Annotated in this window: 16 protein-coding genes; 10 read left to right on the top strand and 6 right to left on the bottom strand. The window is 33.9% G+C overall.

The window, feature by feature from the left end; translation table 11 throughout:
* Positions 1-164: 164 nt before the first annotated feature.
* The 5 genes from galE to uvrC all read right to left on the bottom strand — a co-directional run bounded on the left by galE (position 165) and on the right by uvrC (position 7070).
* Positions 165-1175, bottom strand: coding sequence for a UDP-glucose 4-epimerase GalE (galE, locus tag F6P99_RS08535; RefSeq protein ID WP_152287048.1), 1011 nt, complete (start codon positions 1173-1175; stop codon positions 165-167).
* A 4-nt stretch (positions 1176-1179) separates the two neighbouring features.
* Positions 1180-2307: a DegT/DnrJ/EryC1/StrS family aminotransferase gene (locus F6P99_RS08530; protein ID WP_152287047.1), complete on the bottom strand. Its 1128-nt coding sequence runs from the start codon at positions 2305-2307 to the stop codon at positions 1180-1182.
* 206 nt (positions 2308-2513) lie between these two features.
* Positions 2514-2882 carry a toxin-antitoxin system YwqK family antitoxin gene (locus tag F6P99_RS08525; RefSeq protein ID WP_152287046.1) on the bottom strand — a complete coding sequence of 123 codons (369 nt, stop codon included), beginning with the start codon at positions 2880-2882 and terminating at the stop codon, positions 2514-2516.
* Between the two features lie 122 nt (positions 2883-3004).
* Positions 3005-5299: a patatin-like phospholipase family protein gene (locus tag F6P99_RS08520; protein WP_152287045.1), complete on the bottom strand. Its 2295-nt coding sequence runs from the start codon at positions 5297-5299 to the stop codon at positions 3005-3007.
* The gene (uvrC, locus tag F6P99_RS08515; RefSeq protein ID WP_152287044.1) at positions 5277-7070 is read right to left on the bottom strand and encodes an excinuclease ABC subunit UvrC; all 1794 of its coding nucleotides are present in this window, start codon (positions 7068-7070) and stop codon (positions 5277-5279) included. The genes F6P99_RS08520 and uvrC overlap by 23 nt, the downstream gene beginning before the upstream one ends.
* A 94-nt stretch (positions 7071-7164) precedes the next feature.
* Here uvrC and F6P99_RS08510 point away from each other — a divergent pair, with 94 nt between their 5' ends.
* Both F6P99_RS08510 and F6P99_RS08505 read left to right on the top strand, forming a co-directional pair.
* The gene (locus tag F6P99_RS08510; protein ID WP_152287043.1) at positions 7165-7740 is read left to right on the top strand and encodes a 5-formyltetrahydrofolate cyclo-ligase; all 576 of its coding nucleotides are present in this window, start codon (positions 7165-7167) and stop codon (positions 7738-7740) included.
* 118 nt (positions 7741-7858) lie between these two features.
* Positions 7859-10450 carry a phosphoenolpyruvate carboxylase gene (locus F6P99_RS08505; RefSeq protein WP_152287042.1) on the top strand — a complete coding sequence of 864 codons (2592 nt, stop codon included), beginning with the start codon at positions 7859-7861 and terminating at the stop codon, positions 10448-10450.
* 69 nt (positions 10451-10519) lie between these two features.
* Here the strand turns inward: F6P99_RS08505 and F6P99_RS08500 are convergent, their stop codons facing one another.
* The gene (locus tag F6P99_RS08500) at positions 10520-11206 is read right to left on the bottom strand and encodes a Crp/Fnr family transcriptional regulator (protein ID WP_152287041.1); all 687 of its coding nucleotides are present in this window, start codon (positions 11204-11206) and stop codon (positions 10520-10522) included.
* 188 nt (positions 11207-11394) lie between these two features.
* Between F6P99_RS08500 and F6P99_RS08495 the strand changes: the two genes are divergently transcribed.
* The 8 genes from F6P99_RS08495 to F6P99_RS08460 all read left to right on the top strand — a co-directional run bounded on the left by F6P99_RS08495 (position 11395) and on the right by F6P99_RS08460 (position 20132).
* Complete coding sequence (locus F6P99_RS08495) at positions 11395-13791, top strand: heavy metal translocating P-type ATPase (protein ID WP_152287040.1); 2397 nt, start codon at positions 11395-11397, stop codon at positions 13789-13791.
* A 200-nt stretch (positions 13792-13991) separates the two neighbouring features.
* Positions 13992-14189, top strand: a complete 198-nt coding sequence (ccoS, locus tag F6P99_RS08490; protein WP_152287039.1) for a cbb3-type cytochrome oxidase assembly protein CcoS — start codon at positions 13992-13994, stop codon at positions 14187-14189.
* A 3-nt stretch (positions 14190-14192) separates the two neighbouring features.
* Positions 14193-16376: a cytochrome-c oxidase, cbb3-type subunit I gene (gene ccoN / locus F6P99_RS08485; RefSeq protein ID WP_152287038.1), complete on the top strand. Its 2184-nt coding sequence runs from the start codon at positions 14193-14195 to the stop codon at positions 16374-16376.
* A 10-nt stretch (positions 16377-16386) separates the two neighbouring features.
* On the top strand, positions 16387-16593 hold the full coding sequence (locus tag F6P99_RS08480) for a CcoQ/FixQ family Cbb3-type cytochrome c oxidase assembly chaperone (RefSeq protein ID WP_152287037.1): 207 nt from the start codon (positions 16387-16389) through the stop codon (positions 16591-16593).
* Positions 16583-17449: a cbb3-type cytochrome c oxidase N-terminal domain-containing protein gene (locus F6P99_RS08475; RefSeq protein ID WP_152287036.1), complete on the top strand. Its 867-nt coding sequence runs from the start codon at positions 16583-16585 to the stop codon at positions 17447-17449. The genes F6P99_RS08480 and F6P99_RS08475 overlap by 11 nt, the downstream gene beginning before the upstream one ends.
* Positions 17450-17509: 60 nt before the next feature.
* Positions 17510-18928 (top strand): cytochrome c oxidase accessory protein CcoG, encoded by a 1419-nt coding sequence (ccoG, locus tag F6P99_RS08470; RefSeq protein ID WP_152287035.1) that lies wholly within the window; start codon positions 17510-17512, stop codon positions 18926-18928.
* 25 nt (positions 18929-18953) lie between these two features.
* Positions 18954-19409, top strand: a complete 456-nt coding sequence (locus F6P99_RS08465) for a FixH family protein (RefSeq protein ID WP_226913050.1) — start codon at positions 18954-18956, stop codon at positions 19407-19409.
* A 3-nt stretch (positions 19410-19412) separates the two neighbouring features.
* Complete coding sequence (locus F6P99_RS08460; RefSeq protein WP_152287034.1) at positions 19413-20132, top strand: sulfite exporter TauE/SafE family protein; 720 nt, start codon at positions 19413-19415, stop codon at positions 20130-20132.
* Positions 20133-20158: the final 26 nt, after the last annotated feature.

The following is a 20158-nucleotide window of genomic DNA, read 5'->3' as shown; positions in this document are numbered from 1 at the left end:
TCCGCAAAAGGAACGTTTGTCTATTTTTTTTCTATGCATATCGTTCTACTATTTAAAACTGTCTATGTACAATAAATAAACAGAAACATCAAAAATGCTTCGACACAAAAAAAAGAGGCTGTTTTTACAACAGCCTCTTTTATTTTTTCTAGTTCTTTTTAAAACTATTTCTGAGCTTGTTGCCACTTCCATGCAGAACTCAATGCATCCTCTAGAGACAATTCTGTCTTCCAATTTAATTCTTTATTGGCAATGGTGGTATCTGCATACGCTGCAGTAATATCTCCTGCTCTTCTTTCTACAATTTTATAATTTAATTTTAAATCATTTACTTTTTCAAAAGCATTGATTATTTCTAAAACCGAACTTCCTTTACCTGTACCAACATTAAAGTACTCAAAAGACTCTTTGTTATTTTTATTAGTCAAACGCTGCAAGGCTGCAATATGTGCTTTTGCCAAATCAACTACATGGATATAATCTCTAACCGCTGTTCCGTCTACAGTATCATAATCATCTCCAAAAACAGATAGTTCTGCACGCATACCAGCTGCAGTCTGAGTGATAAACGGAATTAAATTTTGAGGTACACCTAATGGCAATTCTCCAATTTTGATTGAAGGATGCGCCCCGATTGGGTTAAAATAACGCAATGCAATAGTATTGATTCCATGAGCAGAACTCGCATCTTTGATAATTTCTTCTCCTATTTGTTTGGTATTACCATATACAGATTCTGCTGTTTTCACAGGTGCTTTTTCTGTAATAGGCAGCTCATCTGCTTGTCCATAAACAGTACAAGAAGAAGAGAATATAAAATTATCCAATTTACGATCTCTCATTTCTTGCAATAAATACACCAAAGATCCCAGATTATTCTCGTAATAGTCTAAAGGTTTGTGCATACTTTCTCCCACTGCTTTAAATGCAGCGAAATGAATAATCCCATCTACTTCATACTTGTCAAAAAAAGCTTTTACATCGCTTTTTATTCTTAAATCAACTTGAGCAAACTCAGGTTTTATACCAGTAATTGCAGTTATATTATCTAAAACTTCAATTGTAGTATTTGATAAGTCATCAATGATAACTACATCATATCCTTTGTTTTGTAATTCTACTACGGTGTGTGATCCGATAAACCCAAGTCCACCTGTGACAAGTATTTTAGCCATGTTATTAATTTATATAGTTAAGTATTGTATTTATAATAAAATCTTGTTGATCTGAATCTAATTCGGTGTGCATTGGTAAAGCAATAACTTCATCTGACAATTGATTGGTAATTGCAAAATCCTCTTCATTGTATCTTTCGTCTACATAAGCTTTTTGACGATGCAAAGGAATTGGGTAATAAATCGCACAAGGAATTTGTTTTTCTTGTAAGTGTGCTAACAAACCATCTCTTTTTTCATTTGTAATTCTAATTACATATTGGTGAAATACATGACAATCGCAGTCGTCACAAATTACCGGAACAATAATATTTTCATTCACACCAAGTGCATTAGAATAATACATTGCTGCCTTTTGACGTGCTTTGTTATAAGTGTCTAAATGCGGTAATTTTATTCTTAACACAGCAGCCTGAACACTATCTAATCTTGAATTAACACCAACTACATCGTGATGGTAACGTTCGTACATACCATGATTTACAATTCCTCGAATGGTATGTGCTAATTCGTCGTTATTTGTAAAAATAGCTCCACCATCTCCGTAACATCCAAGGTTTTTAGATGGAAAGAATGATGTTGTTCCAACATCACCAATAGTCCCTAATTTTTGCTTTCCTTTTTTTCCTGAATACACCCCTCCAATTGCCTGTGCATTATCTTCAATCACAAATAAATTATGCGCTTCAGCGATCTCTTGAATCGCATCCATATCCACAGCTCTACCGAACAAATGAACAGGAACAATAGCTTTGGTTTTAGGAGTAATGGCTTTTTTGATGGCATCAATCGAAATATTCATATTATTGATATCACAATCTACCAAGACAGGTGTTAATTTCAACAATGCTATTACTTCAACAGTGGCTGCAAAAGTAAAATCTGTAGTGATTACCTCATCTCCTGGTTGTAAGCCCAATCCCATCATTGCAATTTGTAAGGCATCTGTCCCATTTGCACAAGGAATCACATGTTTTACATCTAAATATTTCTCTAAGTCTTCTTGAAACTGTCTAACTTCAGGACCATTTACAAAAGCCGTAGAATCAAATACATTGATTACTGCATTATCAACCTGCTCTTTTATTTTTTCATATTGACTCTTTAAGTCAACCATTTGAAGTTTTCTCATTTGAAGATATTTTTAGATTTATTAACCTGACAAAAATACAATTTAATCAATGAAAAGAAAGTAGATTAAAGACATATTGCTCTTCATTTTCCCCTTCTTTGTCTCTATCAATCTTACCGAAACAAAGGTAATAAAAAAAACGCATTAAATGTAAACAATACATTTAATGCGTTCTGGTTTGCTAACAAAAAGTTAATACAACGATCTTAATTATCTGCTAGAGTACTCGTGTCTTTCCACTCACTAACATTTGCAATCCTTGATTGCTCATAATCTAATTGTAAAAGCTTGTCTCCTTGCCATACTAACCACTTTCCTACCTTTGCCCCTTTGTAATAATTAGCAACAATAGTTTTCTTTCCGTTTTTATCAAACTGAACCCATTCGCCAGTTAATTTTTTTTCTGCGTCGTAAAATCCTTGTTCTCTTATTTCACCTGTCTCATAAAAGTTTGTAACCTTCACTAATCCATCTTCAACTTCATATACTGGCTTTGGAGTCTCGGTTGCAACAACATTTTGAGCTGATAAAACAAGTGACGTAAATAATAACGCTGTCATAAGTAACTTTTTCATAATATATATCTTTGATGTTGTTAATACTTTGTTTCTATACAACAAATATATAAAAACATTTACATTAAAAACACAATTACATAACATTAATTTAACATTGGAGCTAAAATTTAACATTGGAGCTAAAACCAGAGTCCAACACTCAGATACCAATTAGACACACTAACATCTGGACTCCAGTCCCTTACAAGCTTTACAGGGCCTAAAAACGAATCATAACCATACACAAAAGCATAACCTGATAATACATCTTGAAAGACTTGACCACCATTAAATATGTCTAAATCTGTCTTTCCATAGTTCGAAATAAACGCAATATTATGCTTTTTATGTATTTCATATCTCACTTCAAACATACCTTTCAAATAAGAATGATTTACATTGTCTTCATATCTATACCCAAAAAAAGGAATATGATTGTTAATCATATTTTCGCCATACCCTCCAAGGGCATATAAAAATTGATTCGAAGTATTTGATTCAAAAGTAGTCCCTCCTTCAGCTGTAAAATGAAATGTAAACTTATTAATCACCGTTTTAACGGCAGATAGTTTTAACTTCAACTGACAAAACGGAGAAAAGTTATTATTAAAATCCGTCGAAGCCATATAATATTTTACTTCTCCATTCACATAATACCCATTTTTAGGAAATGTCTTTTTATCGTAAGAATCTAGTTTGATGTAGGCTAATGAATTGAAATAATTACTTTTTTCAAAATAAAACTTTTCATTAGTTCCATTTTCATTTGTAAAAGCCCTAGTTGAAACATCCCACAACTTATGTTCTAACCCCAAACCTACTGCAAACTTTCTATTGAAAGTAGTTTGAATGTAAGCCAAATTTGTAAAGTCTAGATAATTTTTTGTGATTTGATTGACTTGACTTCCTTGAAATTTCACGTTTGTATTTAAAGTATTAAACCGAGAACTTAATCCATAACTCGTATAAATACCATTATTTACAAAATAGTTAAGATTTGCCCTGATATTATCTCCCACGACAAAATCAACTGAGAAAATATCATTCTTAATCAGCATATGTTTTGTGGTGAAATTCAATAACAAACTAGATTTATACAAAGGATCATAATGCAACCCTAACCTTGCAAATGACAAAATTTTATTCTCTTTAACATCCAATTCCAGTTCACTCTCTTCATCGTTAATTTCATGAAATTTATACTTAATCATCTGAAAATCATTTCCCGTCGACAAACGGTCTATTTTTTTGTTTAAATCAGCAAAAGAAATAGAGTCTCCAAATTCGAGATCCATTTTTCCTCTTATATATGCACCGGAATAATGTTTTAATTCGTTGATAGAAATCTGGGTAACTTTTCGTTTTTTACGTTCTTTTACTATTTTGGGATTTTGATCAATCTTCAATTTTCGTTGTAAAACAGCAATACTATCTAATACTTTTCTATGTGCATCAGCAGCTATTTCCCCTTCTGTGATGATCTCAACGGATCTATCGAAAGTAGTCATTGAAAAATCTTTAGTATTCGGTTTAATATGTACTGTTAGTTCTTGAACCTTCTCATCATCTTTGGCATACATCTGAAAATCTATGATTTGATTCAAGACTCCTAATACCGACTTAATATTTTCTTTTTTTTCTAATTTCCCCTGAACATCCACACCTATTATAATAGTTGCACCTTTCGCTTTCATTTCATCAACAGGGAAATTATTCATCACACCTCCATCTAGATAAGTTCTTCCATCAACTTCAAAAGGCTCTAGTAACGTTGGTAAAGAGGCACTTGCTCGAATTGCTTCTGGCAGATGGCCTTTATCAAATACAACAGACTCACCTGTTTCAATATCTGTAGCCATACAAAAGAATGGTATTGGTAATTCACTAAAATCTGTAACCGTGTGCACATGTTCAAAAAGAGCATTCATCTCATTATATACCGATTGCCCTTTCGCGATAGCTTTTGGCAGATTGATTTTTTTATTTTCTGTTATCGGAAAACTGATCAAATGCTTTTCTCCATGTTCTTTTTCAAAAAAAGCGGTTTCACTTCTCGGAACTACATCTTGAAGAAGATTCATAAAGTTATAGGAGTTGATAATAGAGTCGATTTCTCTCGAAGAATAGCCAGAAGCATACAACCCACCTACTACTGCTCCCATACTGGTTCCTGCAATATAATCGATTTTTACACCTGTTTGCTCTATCACTTTTAACACACCGATATGGGCAAATCCCTTTGCTCCACCTCCACTCAACACCAATCCAACTTTAGGTACTTGTTGGTCTTTAGCTTCTTGAGAAAAAACACTATTTATCGATAAAATAATAAAAAGTAGTAACGGTCTTATGTTCATAGTCTTACTTTTACCCAAAGATAATGAACTTCTAGTTTCGGCGTTTATCTCAGGTTTATTTATTTGAAGATAATTCATCCAAGATTTTTTTAGCTTTTGCTGGCCCCACTACATTGGATAAATTTTCCAAACTAGCTTCTTTTACTCTTTTTACACTTTTAAAATACTGCAACAAGATCTCAACGGTTTGTTTACCTATGCCTGGAATCTGCTCTAGTTCTGATTGAATTGCCCCTTTACTTCTTTTATTTCTATGATGTGTAATTCCAAACCTATGTGCTTCATTTCTTAAGAACTGTACAATCTTTAAGGTTTCTGAAGTTTTATCGAGATACATCGGTATTGGATCCCCAGGATAATAAATTTCTTCCAGACGTTTTGCTATACCGATAATTGCAATTTTCCCTCGTAGTCCCAACACATCGAGACTTTTCAATGCAGAGGATAATTGTCCTTTTCCACCATCAATAACGATCAACTGTGGCAAGGGTTCATCTTCTTCTAGCAACCGTTTGTACCTCCTAAAAACCACCTCTTCCATCGATGCAAAATCATCTGGGCCTTCTACGGTTTTAATATTAAAATGGCGGTAATCTTTTTTGCTTGGTTTCCCATTTTTAAAAACAACACATGCTGCTACTGGGTTGGTTCCTTGAATATTTGAATTATCAAAACATTCGATATGCCTCGGTTCAACAGACAGTCGCAAATCTTTTTTCATTTGTGCCATGATCCGCTTGACATGACGATCTGGATCTACAATTTTTATTTGCTTGAATCGTTCTTGTCTATAATATTTGGCATTTCGCTGAGACAATTCAACAATTCGTTTTTTATCTCCTAATTTAGGCACGGTAACTTTGATGTCATTTCCCAAATCAAGTTCAAAAGGAACATAAATCTCTTTTGATACCGAATTAAATCGTTGTCGAATTTCTACAATCGACAATTCCAATAATTCTTTATCAGATTCGTCCAATTTTTTCTTTATCTCTGTTGTATGTGATTGGATGATAGCTCCGTTTGCAATCTTAAAAAAATTCACATACCCAAAACTTTCATCTGAGATAATCGAAAACACATCAACGTTATTAATACTTGGATTTACCACTGTTGATCTTGCTTGATAATTCACAAGCAAGTCTAATTTTTCTTTGATTTTCTGCGCTTCTTCAAATTCTAAATTTTCAGAGAACAATTGCATCATTTTTTTAAACTTATCCAAAGAAGATTTAAAATTACCTTTGACAATATTGCGTATCGCTTTGATATTTTCATCGTAATTTTTTTCAGTTTGAAACCCCTCACAAGGTCCTTTGCAGTTTCCTATATGGTAGTCCAAACAGACTTTGTATTTTTTTGTGGCAACATTTTCTTTGGACAAATCAAAGTTACAACTGCGCAATTGAAACAATTCTTGAATCAAGTCAAGCAATACTTTTGCAGTTTTTACACTTGTATAAGGCCCGAAATATTCTGAACCATCTTTAATTACTCTACGAGTTAAAAACACTCTTGGAAAACGTTCTTTTTTAATACAAATCCAAGGATAGGTTTTATCGTCTTTCAGCATCACATTATAACGAGGCTGATATTTTTTTATCAAGTTATTCTCTAATAACAGGGCATCTGTCTCAGTAGCTACTACAATATGTTTGACACTTCGTATTTTAGAAACCAATACTCTGGTTTTTCCGTTTTCTTGTGTTTTATTGAAATAAGAAGATACTCGCTTTTTTAAATTGATGGCCTTACCGATATACAACAACTGATCATCTTTATCGTAATATTGGTACACCCCAGGAGAATTAGGTAATGTTTTGAGTTGGATTTTTAACGCCTCAGTCATCCCACAAAAATAACCATTAATACATGAAGAAATTAAAATTTTTATTGAAAAGAAATCCTATTATTCTTTAATTTGCCAATCTATAAAATACAGCATGTTAAAGACCGAAGCCCGAAAAGCGTACAAAATAAAAAGAGCATCCCTTAATGATGCTGCTATTGAAGAACAAAGCATTGCTATTGCCAATCAATTTTTAAAATTAAAACAAGATATTCTTTCGGAAGAGAAAATATATTTTCATCTTTTTCTTAGTATCGAGCAACAAAAAGAAATCAATACAGAACATTTCTTAAACATCTTATTTGCCAAAAACAAAGAAATAGTCGTTTCTAAATCAAATTTTGAAAACAACACACTAACCAACTACTTGTTAACAGAGAATACCAGATTGAAGACGAACAAATATGGAATCCCTGAACCAATTGATGGTATTGAGGTTCCAATTTCCAAACTACATGTAGTTTTTGTTCCCTTGTTGGCATATGACAAACAAGGAAATCGCGTTGGATATGGTAAAGGGTTTTACGACAATTTTCTTTCGGAAACTAATGCCATAAAAATTGGACTTTCATTTTTCGAACCCGAAGACATAATAGAAGACATCTCTTCAAACGACATTGCATTAGACTACTGTATTACCCCAAAAAACATCCATTCTTTTGAACGATAATCCCTGTCTTTTAACGACTTGTTATTTTTTCTTTCAAAACATTAATTTTTGTTTAAAAATCAGATAAAAAAGTATTTTTTAAACAGCGTTTTGTATCTTGCACGAAAATTATTCCACTATGTCGAAACACACGAAATTATCAAGATTTAATAATAACGTTCTCGCCAAATACCAAGTATATAATAGTGTTTTTATGACCTTACCTTTTGACGAGGTAAGTAAAACGGGAACATTACTTCCTCTATTCAATGAAACTTGTGTTGAAGGTTTTAACGAAGGAAAAACACCAACTGAAATTGTTGAAGGATTTTTCAATTCTTACAAATCTGAGAGTTCTGAAGAAGAGAGAATTAGTTTAATATTCAAATTCATCCAATACATCGAGCGTCAAGTAGTTTTGTTTGATGCTATTGAAGATTCTGCTTTTGCAGATGTCAATAACATGAATGGTATTGGTACCTTACGTAACATAAAAGAAGAAGCAACTTCTAAACGAGTTAAAAAAGATTTACAGAAATTTTTAGAAGATTTTAAAACGCGTTTAGTTCTTACAGCACACCCTACTCAGTTTTACCCTGGTACGGTACTTACGATCTTAACAGATTTACAAGGTGCTATCAAAAATGGAGACTTACCATTTATAAAAAAATTACTTTCTCAATTAGGAAAAACAACTTTCTTTACACAAACGAAGCCAACTCCTTATGACGAAGCTATTAGTTTGATTTGGTACTTAGAAAATGTTTTTTACCATTCTATCAGTAAAATTTACGATTATATTCAGACGCAAATTTTTGATGGGAAATCAATCGACAATGAAATCATCAATTTAGGATTTTGGCCATGTGGAGATAGAGATGGAAACCCATTTGTAACTACTGAAACAACATTGAAAGTTGCTAGAAAGTTACGTCAAACTATCTTAAAAAATTACTACCGTGATGCTCGTGAAATCAAAAGAAGATTGTCTTTTGAAGGTGTTTACGACATTATACACGATATTGAAGTTCGCTTGTATGACAGTTGTATTTCTGAAGATGCTCCTATCAAAATTTCTCAAGAAGCATTACTAGAAAAATTGTTGACTATCAAAAAGACAATCAAAGATCAATACAATGGTTTGTTCTTAGAAGAAGTTGACACATTTATCAATAAAGTAAAAATATTTGGGTATCATTTTGCAACAATGGATATCCGTCAAGATAGTCGTGTTCACCACAATGTTTTCACAAACATCGTAAAAGAATTGCAAGAAAAAGGAGACACTATATTCCCTGAGAATTATTTAGAATTAACTCCAGACGAACAAATTGAAGTACTAGCGAAAGTAAAAGGATACATCAATCCAGATGAATTGAGCGAAGAAATGGCGCAAAGAACCTTAAGTTCTATGCAAGCTATTCGTACGATTCAAAAAGAAAATGGTTCTCGTGGAGCAAATCGTTACATTATTAGTAACAACCAAACTGCTTTGAACGTAATGGAAACTTTTGCTATGTTAAACTTGTCTGGTTTTGAAGACGGTTTACATGTAGACATCGCTCCTTTATTCGAAACAATTGATGATTTAGAAATCGCACCACAAGTAATGCGTCAATTATACAGCAACCCTGAATACCGCGCGCACGTTGAAAAAAGAAACAACAAACAAAACATCATGCTTGGTTTCTCTGACGGAACTAAAGATGGTGGGTATTTAATGGCTAACTGGGGAATTTACAAAGCCAAAGAAGAACTTAGTAAAGTTTCTAGAGAATTCGGAATTAAAGTAATTTTCTTCGACGGACGTGGAGGACCTCCTGCACGTGGTGGTGGAAAAACTTCTAAATTCTATGCTTCTTTAGGGCCTAATATTGAGAATCAAGAAATCCAATTAACAATTCAAGGACAAACAATTAGTTCTAATTTCGGTAACTTAGATTCTTCACAATACAACATGGAACAAATGTTAGGAGCTGGTATCATCAATGATATCTTTAACGATCCTAAAAACGGTGCCATGCAAGATGACGACCGTGAAGTAATGGTTGATTTAGCAGAAACAAGTTACAAAGCTTACGTAGACTTCAAAGAACACCCAATGTTCATACCTTATTTAGAACGTATGAGTACATTAAAGTATTACGGTAAAGCAAATATTGGTTCAAGACCTTCGAAACGATCTAAGTCAACACAATTAGATTTTGGTGACTTAAGAGCAATTCCTTTTGTGGGAAGTTGGTCTCAATTGAAACAAAACGTACCTGGTTTCTATGGTGTAGGTACAGCACTTAAGAAATACGAAGATGCAGGAGAGTTTGACAAAGTACAGAACTTTTACAACCACTCTAACTTCTTTAAAACCTTATTAGAAAACAGTGTAATGTCATTGAGCAAATCGTTCTTCGAATTGACGTCTTATATGGCGAAAGATGAAGAGTTCGGACCTTTCTGGAATATGATTCATGATGAATACGAATTAACGAAGCGTTTGTTACTAAAATTAACAGGTCACAAAGAATTGATGGAAAACTATCCTGACGGAAAAGCTTCTATCGCATGTCGTGACTCAATCGTATTGCCATTATTAACATTACAACAATATGCTTTAAAAGAAGTTCAAAACATGCACAAAGAAGGCATTTCTGACCAAGAAAGATTAGAGACTTTTGAAAAAATCATTACTCGATCTTTATTCGGTAACACCAATGCAAGTAGAAATTCTGCATAATTGTAAATTGAACACAAATAAAAAAACCTGCTAATATTAGCAGGTTTTTTTTATTTTAAATCTATCTAATTAAAATCCATTTCCGATTTTTTTCAAAGCTGTTGCGTTTTCGATTTTTATTTTTTTCCCACTCAAAGAAATAATATTTTCTTTCTTCAAATCAGATAACAAACGAATTGCAGACTCCGTAGCCGTACCAATAACATTCGCTATTTCTTCACGCGATAATTTGATATTGATATTACCTAATTCGTCTTCTCCGAATGTCTCATCTAAAAACAACAAAGTATCTGCCAGACGCTCTCGAACCGTTTTCTGCGCCATATTAGCAATCGTTGCGTTTGCATCTTTTAAATCGTGACACACTACTTTAAACATATCTTTAGAAAAATCTTTGTTTTTCTGAATCGAATCGAAAATATCTTTTTTCGGAATAAAGCAAGCCGACATATCTTCTAAAGCAACCACTGATAAATTAACAGGCTCTTCTCCTAAAACAGAACGATACCCTAACATATCTCCGTTTTTAATAAACTTTACAATCTGCTCTTTTCCATTCGGACTTAATTTTGTCAACTTACACTTACCCTCACGAATGCAGTAAACACCATTTAACATCATTCCTTCTTTGAAAATAACGTCACCCTTTTTGAAATTCAACTCATTTTTATGACTTGACACACATTTCAATTCTTCATTTGAAAGCGCTCTTAGTGAATTAAATTCTTTGATAATACATTGCTGACAGTTGCCCATAATATTAATAATTATTTCTCTAACAAAGATAATCATTAATACTGATAATTATCATTCTAGTAAAAAGAGATTCTTATGATTTTTGTCATAAATTTGAAACTGATATTTGATCAGAAAAACACGAATCATACGTTGTTCTTTCTAGAATAAAAAGAAGTTTCTAATTCGAATAAATCGCGATAAAAGTCATGAATAAAACAGAAAATTGTTATCACTGTGGTACCGAATGTACCGACCGAACTGCTGTTTTTTTTGATGAGAAAAACTTTTGTTGCAATGGTTGTAAAACTGTTTTTGAAATCTTAAATGAGAACGAACTAACTTCTTATTACGATTTCGAACAGTCACCAGGTAAAATCCCTGAAAACATTCAAGGGAAATACGATTACCTCGATAATCAAACGATTGCCGAAAAACTACTTGAATTTGATACTGAAACAACAAGTATCATTACATTAAACATCCCACACATACACTGTAGCTCTTGTATCTGGGTTTTAGAGAACCTGCATCGTTTGAATGAGAAAATACAATCGTCACAGGTTAATTTTCCTAAAAAAACGGTACGTATTGTATTTGATAAAAATAGCATATCCCTCAAAGAGATTGTACTGTTATTAAGCTCTATCGGTTACGAACCATACATCAGTCTTGAAAACACAAAAAAAGACAAAAATAAAAAAACGAACAAAGACCTTATTTACAAATTAGGCGTGGCGGGTTTTGCTTTTGGAAACATCATGTTTTTGTCATTTCCAGAATATTTTGAAGTCGATGAATACTGGCTCAATCAATACAAAATTTTTTTTAGATGGATCATGTTCTTCATGGCACTTCCAGTGCTTTTATACTCTGCCCAAGATTATTTCTCTTCAGCTTACAAGGGCTTAAAGCATCGTATATTAAATATTGATGTACCGATATCATTAGGAATCTTGGTATTGTTTGTTCGAAGTGTTATTGAAATATTCTTTGATCTAGGACAAGGTTATTTTGATAGTTTAACAGGATTAGTTTTCTTCTTACTTCTCGGAAAGTTCTTCCAACAAAGAACCTATAGCTTTTTGTCTTTCGAACGAGACTATACTTCATATTTTCCAATAGCCGTAACTCGCATCAAAAACGACAATGAAACATCGATTCAAATATATGATGTAAAAAAAGGGGATCGTTTATTGATAAGAAATCAAGAGCTCATTCCGATTGATGGAATCATGATTTCAGGAAATGCGCTTATAGACTATAGCTTTGTTACAGGTGAAGCCAACCCTGTAGTTAAAAACTCGGGCGACAAAATATTTGCTGGAGGAAAACAACTGTCTGGCGTTATAGAAATTGAAGCCATAAAGACAGTTTCTCAAAGTTATCTCACTCAACTTTGGAGCAATGATGTCTTCAACAAAGACAAAAATGAACAATTCAAAAATATAACCGATCGTATCAGTCAATATTTCACCTATGCGATTCTTGCAATAGCAATGATCTCAGGTGGTTATTGGTTTTTCATAGATAAAACAATTGCTGTTAACGTGGTTAGTGCAGTATTGATCATTGCATGTCCGTGTGCCTTAGCCTTATCCGCTCCATTCACATTAGGAAACGTTATACGAATTTTTGGAAAACATAAATTCTATCTAAAAAACGCGAGTGTCATTGAAAACTTAGCTCAAATCAATGCGCTTATTTTTGACAAAACAGGAACAATCACCTCACCTGAAGAACAAAAAATAAATTTTGTAGGAACTGAATTAGAAGCAACAGAACAGACCAACATTACGGCTGTTTTACGAAACTCAAATCATCCACTAAGTAGAGCGCTATACGCGGCTTTAAAAACCAAAACTAGCTCACCAGCACTAATTTCTTTCAAAGAAGAGATCGGAAAAGGAATTACAGCAAAAATCGGTAACCAACAAATTATGATTGGATCTGCTAGTTTTGCCAAAGCACCCCAACAAGACAAAGTCAACGAAACGGCTGTGCACATCAATATTGACCATCAATACAAAGGAAAATTCATCTTTAAAAACAACTACCGCAAAGGAATGTTCGCAATGTTTAAAAAACTAAGCAAACACTATAAACTAACAGTTTTATCTGGCGATAACGAAGGAGAAAAAGAATTTTTGAGTCGAAACCTTCCTTCTGAAACTAGTTTTGTTTTCAATCAAAAACCAGATGACAAACTAAAATACATTGAAAAACAACAACTAAACCAAGAAAAAATTGTCATGTTTGGAGATGGACTGAACGATGCAGGAGCACTTGCCCAAAGTAATGTGGGTATTGCTGTTTCTGAAAATGTAAATGTTTTTTCACCTGCCTGTGATGCCATTATCGACGCTGATGTTTTGAATAAAATGCCTTTGTTTCTAAAAATTTCAAAAAAGGCAATCACAACGATAAAAGCTAGCTTTATCCTTTCGTTTTTATACAATTTTGTAGGGCTTTATTTTGCAACTACCGGGCAACTATCTCCAGTAATTGCGGCGATATTAATGCCATTAAGTTCTATTTCTGTGGTTGTATTTGTCACAGTGATTACAAATATCATTTCTACACCATTAAACAATCGCAAGCGTTGAAAATTCTTCATTTAACTTGAAGTTATTGCAAACGAAATATTTACATCTTTGAAAAGAAACTATTATTCTCTATATTTGGGTAAATGTTAAAAAAATTAACAAAAGAAAACTAGCACCTTCAAATAAAGTAAAAACATGATATTTATCATTTTTACTAAACGGTGCCCACGATACTTTTGTCATCTATATAAATCCCGAATATGAGTATCATTTATTTACTGATAACTATCAGCCTTATTGTAGCCTTGATTTTTTTTACAGCCTTTATAAAAGCGGTGAAATCTGGGCAATACGATGATTCTTATACTCCCTCGGTTCGAATCTTATTTGATGACAAACCAGTTCAAAAATCTTCACAAAAAAATTCTAATACAAAAAAACAACTAACAAATTCTTAATTCATGGAAGTACAACAGTTTTATTACGATAACAAAATTGTCAAGAATTTCATCTATGCTACCATATTCTGGGGTATTATTGGAATGACCGTCGGACTGCTTTTAGCACTTATGTTTCTTTTTCCGAACATGACAAACGGAATATCTTGGCTTAGTTTTGGTCGTTTACGTCCTCTGCATACAAACGCAGTGATATTTGCCTTTGTCGGAAATGCGATTTACGCCGGAGTCTACTATTCTTCTCAGCGTCTATTAAAAGCTAGAATGTGGAGTGACTTTTTAAGTAAATTCAATTTTTGGGGATGGCAAGCTATTATTGTTGCTGCTGCCATTACGCTTCCTTTAGGTTACACTACAAGTAAAGAATATGCCGAATTAGAATGGCCAATTGACATTGCGATCGCGTTGGTATGGGTAGCATTTGGTGCCAACTTAATTGGTACAATTATCAAACGTAGAGAACGTCATATGTATGTGGCAATTTGGTTCTATTTAGGTACGTTTGTTACCGTTGCTGTTTTGCACATATTTAACAGTTTAGAGCTTCCGATTTCTTTTATGAAAAGTTACTCTGTTTATGCAGGAGTTCAAGATGCATTAGTACAATGGTGGTATGGACATAATGCTGTTGCCTTTTTCTTAACGACACCATTCTTAGGACTGATGTACTATTTTGTACCGAAAGCGGCGAACAGACCAGTATACTCTTATCGATTGTCTATAGTTCACTTCTGGTCATTGATTTTTATTTACATCTGGGCAGGACCACACCATTTATTATATACTGCATTGCCAGACTGGGCACAAAACTTAGGTGTTGCATTCTCAATAATGCTAATTGCTCCATCTTGGGGTGGTATGATCAATGGGTTGTTAACCTTGCGTGGTGCATGGGATAAAGTTCGTACTGACCCTGTTTTAAAATTTATGGTAGTTGCGATTACCGGATATGGTATGGCGACTTTCGAAGGACCTATGCTATCTTTAAAAAATGTAAATGCAATAGCGCACTTTACAGATTGGATTGTTGCTCACGTACACGTAGGCGCCTTAGCATGGAATGGTTTCTTAGCTTTTGGTATGATTTATTGGTTGGTGCCAAGAATGTTTAAGACAACATTATTCTCAACGAAACTTGCCAACACACACTTTTGGATCGGTACATTAGGAATCATTTTATATGCGTTACCAATGTATGTTGCAGGATTTGTACAAGCTTCTATGTGGAAACAATTCAACCCAGATGGTACTTTAATGTATGGTAATTTCTTAGAAACGGTTACACAAATCATCCCAATGTATTGGATGCGTGCTATTGGTGGTTCTATGTATATCGCCGGTGCTTTTGTAATGTTATTTAACATTGTAAAAACAATCCAATCCGGATCTGCTGTTGAAGATGATTTGGCTGAAGCACCTGCATTGAAAAAAGTTGGAAAAGCAAGAATGGCTGGTGAAGGTTGGCACGAGGTTCTAGAAAGAAAACCAGTAAAGCTAACGTTATTGGCAACTGTTACTATCTTAATCGGAGGAGCGGTACAAATCATTCCAACCTTGATGATAGATTCAAACATTCCTACCATTACAAGTGTAAAACCATATACACCATTAGAGCTTGAAGGTAGAGATTTATATATTAGAGAAGGTTGTGTGAGTTGTCACTCACAAATGGTAAGACCTTTCCGTTCTGAGGTTGAACGATATGGAGAATACTCTAAAGCAGGTGAATTTGTGTACGACCATCCATTCTTATGGGGTTCTAAACGTACGGGGCCAGATTTACATAGAGAGGGATTGAAATATTCAGATAGCTGGCATTTCAACCATATGTACGATCCACAGTCTACATCTCCAGGTTCTATTATGCCACGTTATCAATGGTTGACAAACAACACACTTGATACTTCAGCTACAGAAAGTAAAATGGAAGCTATGGTCACATTAGGAGTTCCTTACACTGAACAAGAAATTTCTGAAGCACAAGCAAATTTATTGGCGCAAGCGCAACAAGTTGAAAAAAACTTGCACCAAGACCCTTCTTTTGTCGAAAATTACGAAGCTGAGAAAAATGCTGCTTTAGCTGCAGGTGAAGAGTTTGTACCAATTCACAAAAGAGAAATTGTTGCTTTGATTGCTTATTTGCAACGATTAGGGACAGATATCAAAGTAAAAGATTCACAAAAATAAATTTTAGAACATGTTGAAATTTATAAAACACCATATGACTGAAATAGAAGGAATCGAAATATATCCTATCATATCACTTTTGATTTTCTTTATATTCTTCACTGCCTTGTTTTGGTGGGTATTCAGTTCAAAAAAAGAATATTTAGATAAAGTAAGTCAAATTCCTTTCGAAAAAGACGCATTACAAAACACAAAAAACAATCTATATGAAAACTAAACTACCAGCTCCGTTTCTTAGAATATTCTCAATATTTTTGGTAGTATTCGTTATAACCGAACTCATGACCCCTGGCGATGAACTTGGATTTACTCACCCCTCAATTGCAGCATTTTACTTAATCGTGATTTTAGCTTTGGTGGTGATTGAAAAAATAAAAGTCGCTTCAGAGAACCTTTACACAGATCATATTTCTGAAGAAGAAAGAGCTGCTTATTATGCAAAAAAAGAAGCGAATTCAATAAAAGATTGGAAAAGCTTAGTACAAGCACTCTCAAAAACCAAACCTATAAGTGAAGAGAAAGACATTATTCTTGAACACGATTACGATGGTATCAAGGAGCTTGACAACGATCTACCACCATGGTGGCTGTATATGTTCTATGCAACGATTGTATTTGCAGGAGTTTATTTAGGGTACTACGAACTACTAGGTGGCCAATCTACTCAAGAAGAATACATAGAACAAGTTGCCATCGCAAAAGCTGAAGTTGAAGCGTACAAAAAAACAGTAAAAACTATTGACCTAAGCAATATGGAAGCTAGTGCAGATGCTGGCGCTTTGAGTAAAGGAAAAAAATTATTCAAGCAAAACTGTGCCGCTTGTCATATGGTAGATGGACGTGGTTCTATCGGACCAAACCTTACAGATGAATACTGGATTCTTGGTGGTGGTATCAAAAATGTATACAACACCATTTCAAATGGAGGACGTGATGGAAAAGGGATGATTGCTTGGAAAAACAGTTTTAGCCCAGAAAAAATTCAACAAATTGCAAACTACGTTATAAGTTTACAAGGCACCAACCCAGAGAATGCAAAAGCTCCAGAAGGAGACAAATGGGAAGGAGAATAAATTTCTTAATCGTTGGTGTTACTGAATACCAACGATTTTTTTTCGTTTTTATAGAGTTATATGGATCAAAAACAAGAAGCTTTTAGAGATACCTTAGGTACCATGACAGACGACGGTGGTCGTAAGTGGGTGTACCCCAAAAAACCTACAGGTCGGTATTACAAGTATCGTACTTATGTAAGTTGGCTTCTGTTAACATTATTGTTGGTTTCGCCGTTTATTAAAATTAACGGCAATCAATTTTTGATGTTCAACATCCTTGAGAGACGTTTCAATATATTCGGAATTCCTTTTTGGCCACAAGATTTTCATTTGATGGTTATATCAATGATAATAGGTGTGGTCTTTATCATTCTATTCACCGTAATCTATGGAAGAATATTTTGTGGATGGATCTGTCCGCAAACCATTTTTATGGAAATGGTTTTCAGAAAAATAGAATATTTGATTGACGGTGATAGAGGTGCACAAATACGACTAGACAAACAAAAATGGAATGCAGAAAAAATCAGAAAGCGACTCCTTAAATGGTTCGTTTATTTCTTAATTTCTTTTGTAATTTCTAATGTATTCTTGGCATATTTTATCGGTAGTGATGCCCTGATTGAAATTATTACCGATCCACCAAAAGAACATGTAAAAGGCCTTTCGTTACTTTTGATTTTCACAGGGGTATTCTATTTTATTTTCGCTTGGTTTAGAGAACAGGTATGTATCATTGCGTGTCCTTATGGTAGACTACAAGGTGTATTACTAGATAACAAATCTATCAATGTAGCATACGATTACAAACGTGGTGAAAAGGAAGAAGGTAGAGCCAAATTTAAGAAAAACGAAGACAGAGAGTCAACAGGAAAAGGCGATTGTATTGATTGTGGACAATGTGTACATGTTTGCCCAACGGGAATCGACATCAGAAACGGAACACAATTAGAATGCGTAAACTGTACCGCTTGTATTGATGCTTGTGACTTGATGATGGAAAACGTAAACTTGCCAACAGGTTTGATTCGATATGCCTCTGAAGATGGAATTGAAAACAACACCCCCTTTGAATTTAATTTAAGAGTTAAAGGCTATACAGCTGTGCTTTCTATTTTGATAGCAGTACTGGTTACCATGTTATTTTTGAGAAACGATGTGGAAGCTACTATTTTACGTTTACCAGGTGAACTCTACAAAACCAAAGAAAACAATATTATTAGCAATGTATACACCTATAAATTGATAAATAAAACCTCACAAAGAATTGAAGACATTCATTTTGAATTAATTTCACATGAAGGGACGATACAGCTAATTGGAAAAGATGATTTTGATATCGACAAAGAAAATTTTTATGGAGGGTCTTTGTTTATTGAGATTCCACGTCAACATTTAAAAGACTCAAAAGAGAATTTAAAAATAGGAGTCTTTTCAAAAGGAAAACTGATAGAAACTACCACCACAAACTTTATGGGACCAAGAAGTTTTAGATAACTTTACCATTCGCAAAAACAAGAAGATGATGAAAAAAATTAATTGGGGAACGGGAATCGTAATTGCATTTGTACTGTTTATTGGTTTTATCTTGTACTTTGTAATCAAAACAACGACAGACAGCAATTATGAGTACGATTTGGTTGCCAAGGATTATTATAAAGATGAGTTAGAATACCAACAGCGCATTGATAAATTAAACAATGCAAAAAAACTAGAAACGAACATCAATGTCGATAGAGTCGAGAAAGGAATTACAGTCAATTTCCCAACAAATTTTTCATCTGAAAAGATAAAAGGAACCATCTATTTATACAGGCCATCAGATAAAATACTCGATGTAATCATCCCTATTTCACTCAAAAATTCACACAGCCAATTTATCTCTGATGAGGTATTAATCAGTGGCCGTTGGGACTTAAAAATAGAGTGGAATGTTTCAGATGAAACTTATTTATTTCAACACAGTATTAATTATTAATACATGTTATATTCAGCATTTCTGTTAGGACTACTAGGGAGTTTTCATTGCATTGGCATGTGTGGTCCGATTGCAATGGTTTTGCCGGTACACAAAGACACGAGAGCCTCCAAAACTATAAAAATTTCACTTTATCATATTGGTAGAATTCTTGCATATGGAAGCATTGGTCTGTTGTTTGGTTTTCTTGGAAAAGGTCTTTTCTTATCTGGGTTCCAACAGAGGTTATCGATAATCATTGGAGTTATTATTGTCGGTTATATACTGTTGCCCAAAAACTGGATTCGAAAAATTGAAGTAACGACTCCTCTTTATCAAATTGTAGGTAGAATAAAATCAGGGTTAGGAAGTCGCTTGAAAAAAAACAGTTTTTCTTCTCTCTTTGTAATAGGCTTCTTAAACGGATACTTGCCCTGTGGAATGGTATATATGGCAGTAGTTGGTGCTATTGCCATGGCAACACCTCAGCAAGGATTTTTATACATGCTATTGTATGGCGTGGGAACCATTCCACTAATGACGATGATTATTTATTTCAAGCATCTTTTTTCTATAAAATTCAGAAACAACATTCAAAAAGCCATCCCTTATTTTGTTTTTCTAATTGGAGTGCTATTTATTCTTCGAGGTTTAGGAGCAGGAATTCCATACCTCTCCCCTTCAGATGCAAGTTTACAACTTCAAAACAACGGAGCAACTTGTGCACCTATTGAAGTTAATTAACATATGTCAATAAAATAACAACGTTA

It is taken from the genome of Flavicella marina (assembly GCF_009193215.1).
Taxonomy (GTDB): domain Bacteria; phylum Bacteroidota; class Bacteroidia; order Flavobacteriales; family Flavobacteriaceae; genus Flavicella; species Flavicella marina.
The sequence above is the reverse complement of the archived record's forward strand: the minus strand, read 5'-3'. Positions and strand labels throughout refer to the sequence as shown.

Bases quoted from the DNA above. Each gene is read 5' to 3' on its own strand.
- ccoG (WP_152287035.1), top strand. From the start codon at position 17,510: ATGGATCAAAAACAAGAAGCTTTTAGAGATACCTTAGGTACCATGACA.
- F6P99_RS08530 (WP_152287047.1), bottom strand. From the start codon at position 2,307: ATGAGAAAACTTCAAATGGTTGACTTAAAGAGTCAATATGAAAAAATA.
- F6P99_RS08520 (WP_152287045.1), bottom strand. From the start codon at position 5,299: ATGAATTATCTTCAAATAAATAAACCTGAGATAAACGCCGAAACTAGA.
- F6P99_RS08475 (WP_152287036.1), top strand. From the start codon at position 16,583: ATGAAAACTAAACTACCAGCTCCGTTTCTTAGAATATTCTCAATATTT.
- F6P99_RS08495 (WP_152287040.1), top strand. From the start codon at position 11,395: ATGAATAAAACAGAAAATTGTTATCACTGTGGTACCGAATGTACCGAC.
- F6P99_RS08500 (WP_152287041.1), bottom strand. From the start codon at position 11,206: ATGGGCAACTGTCAGCAATGTATTATCAAAGAATTTAATTCACTAAGA.
- galE (WP_152287048.1), bottom strand. From the start codon at position 1,175: ATGGCTAAAATACTTGTCACAGGTGGACTTGGGTTTATCGGATCACAC.
- ccoS (WP_152287039.1), top strand. From the start codon at position 13,992: ATGAGTATCATTTATTTACTGATAACTATCAGCCTTATTGTAGCCTTG.
- F6P99_RS08505 (WP_152287042.1), top strand. From the start codon at position 7,859: ATGTCGAAACACACGAAATTATCAAGATTTAATAATAACGTTCTCGCC.
- ccoN (WP_152287038.1), top strand. From the start codon at position 14,193: ATGGAAGTACAACAGTTTTATTACGATAACAAAATTGTCAAGAATTTC.
- F6P99_RS08480 (WP_152287037.1), top strand. From the start codon at position 16,387: ATGTTGAAATTTATAAAACACCATATGACTGAAATAGAAGGAATCGAA.
- F6P99_RS08465 (WP_226913050.1), top strand. From the start codon at position 18,954: ATGATGAAAAAAATTAATTGGGGAACGGGAATCGTAATTGCATTTGTA.
- uvrC (WP_152287044.1), bottom strand. From the start codon at position 7,070: ATGACTGAGGCGTTAAAAATCCAACTCAAAACATTACCTAATTCTCCT.
- F6P99_RS08460 (WP_152287034.1), top strand. From the start codon at position 19,413: ATGTTATATTCAGCATTTCTGTTAGGACTACTAGGGAGTTTTCATTGC.
- F6P99_RS08510 (WP_152287043.1), top strand. From the start codon at position 7,165: ATGTTAAAGACCGAAGCCCGAAAAGCGTACAAAATAAAAAGAGCATCC.
- F6P99_RS08525 (WP_152287046.1), bottom strand. From the start codon at position 2,882: ATGAAAAAGTTACTTATGACAGCGTTATTATTTACGTCACTTGTTTTA.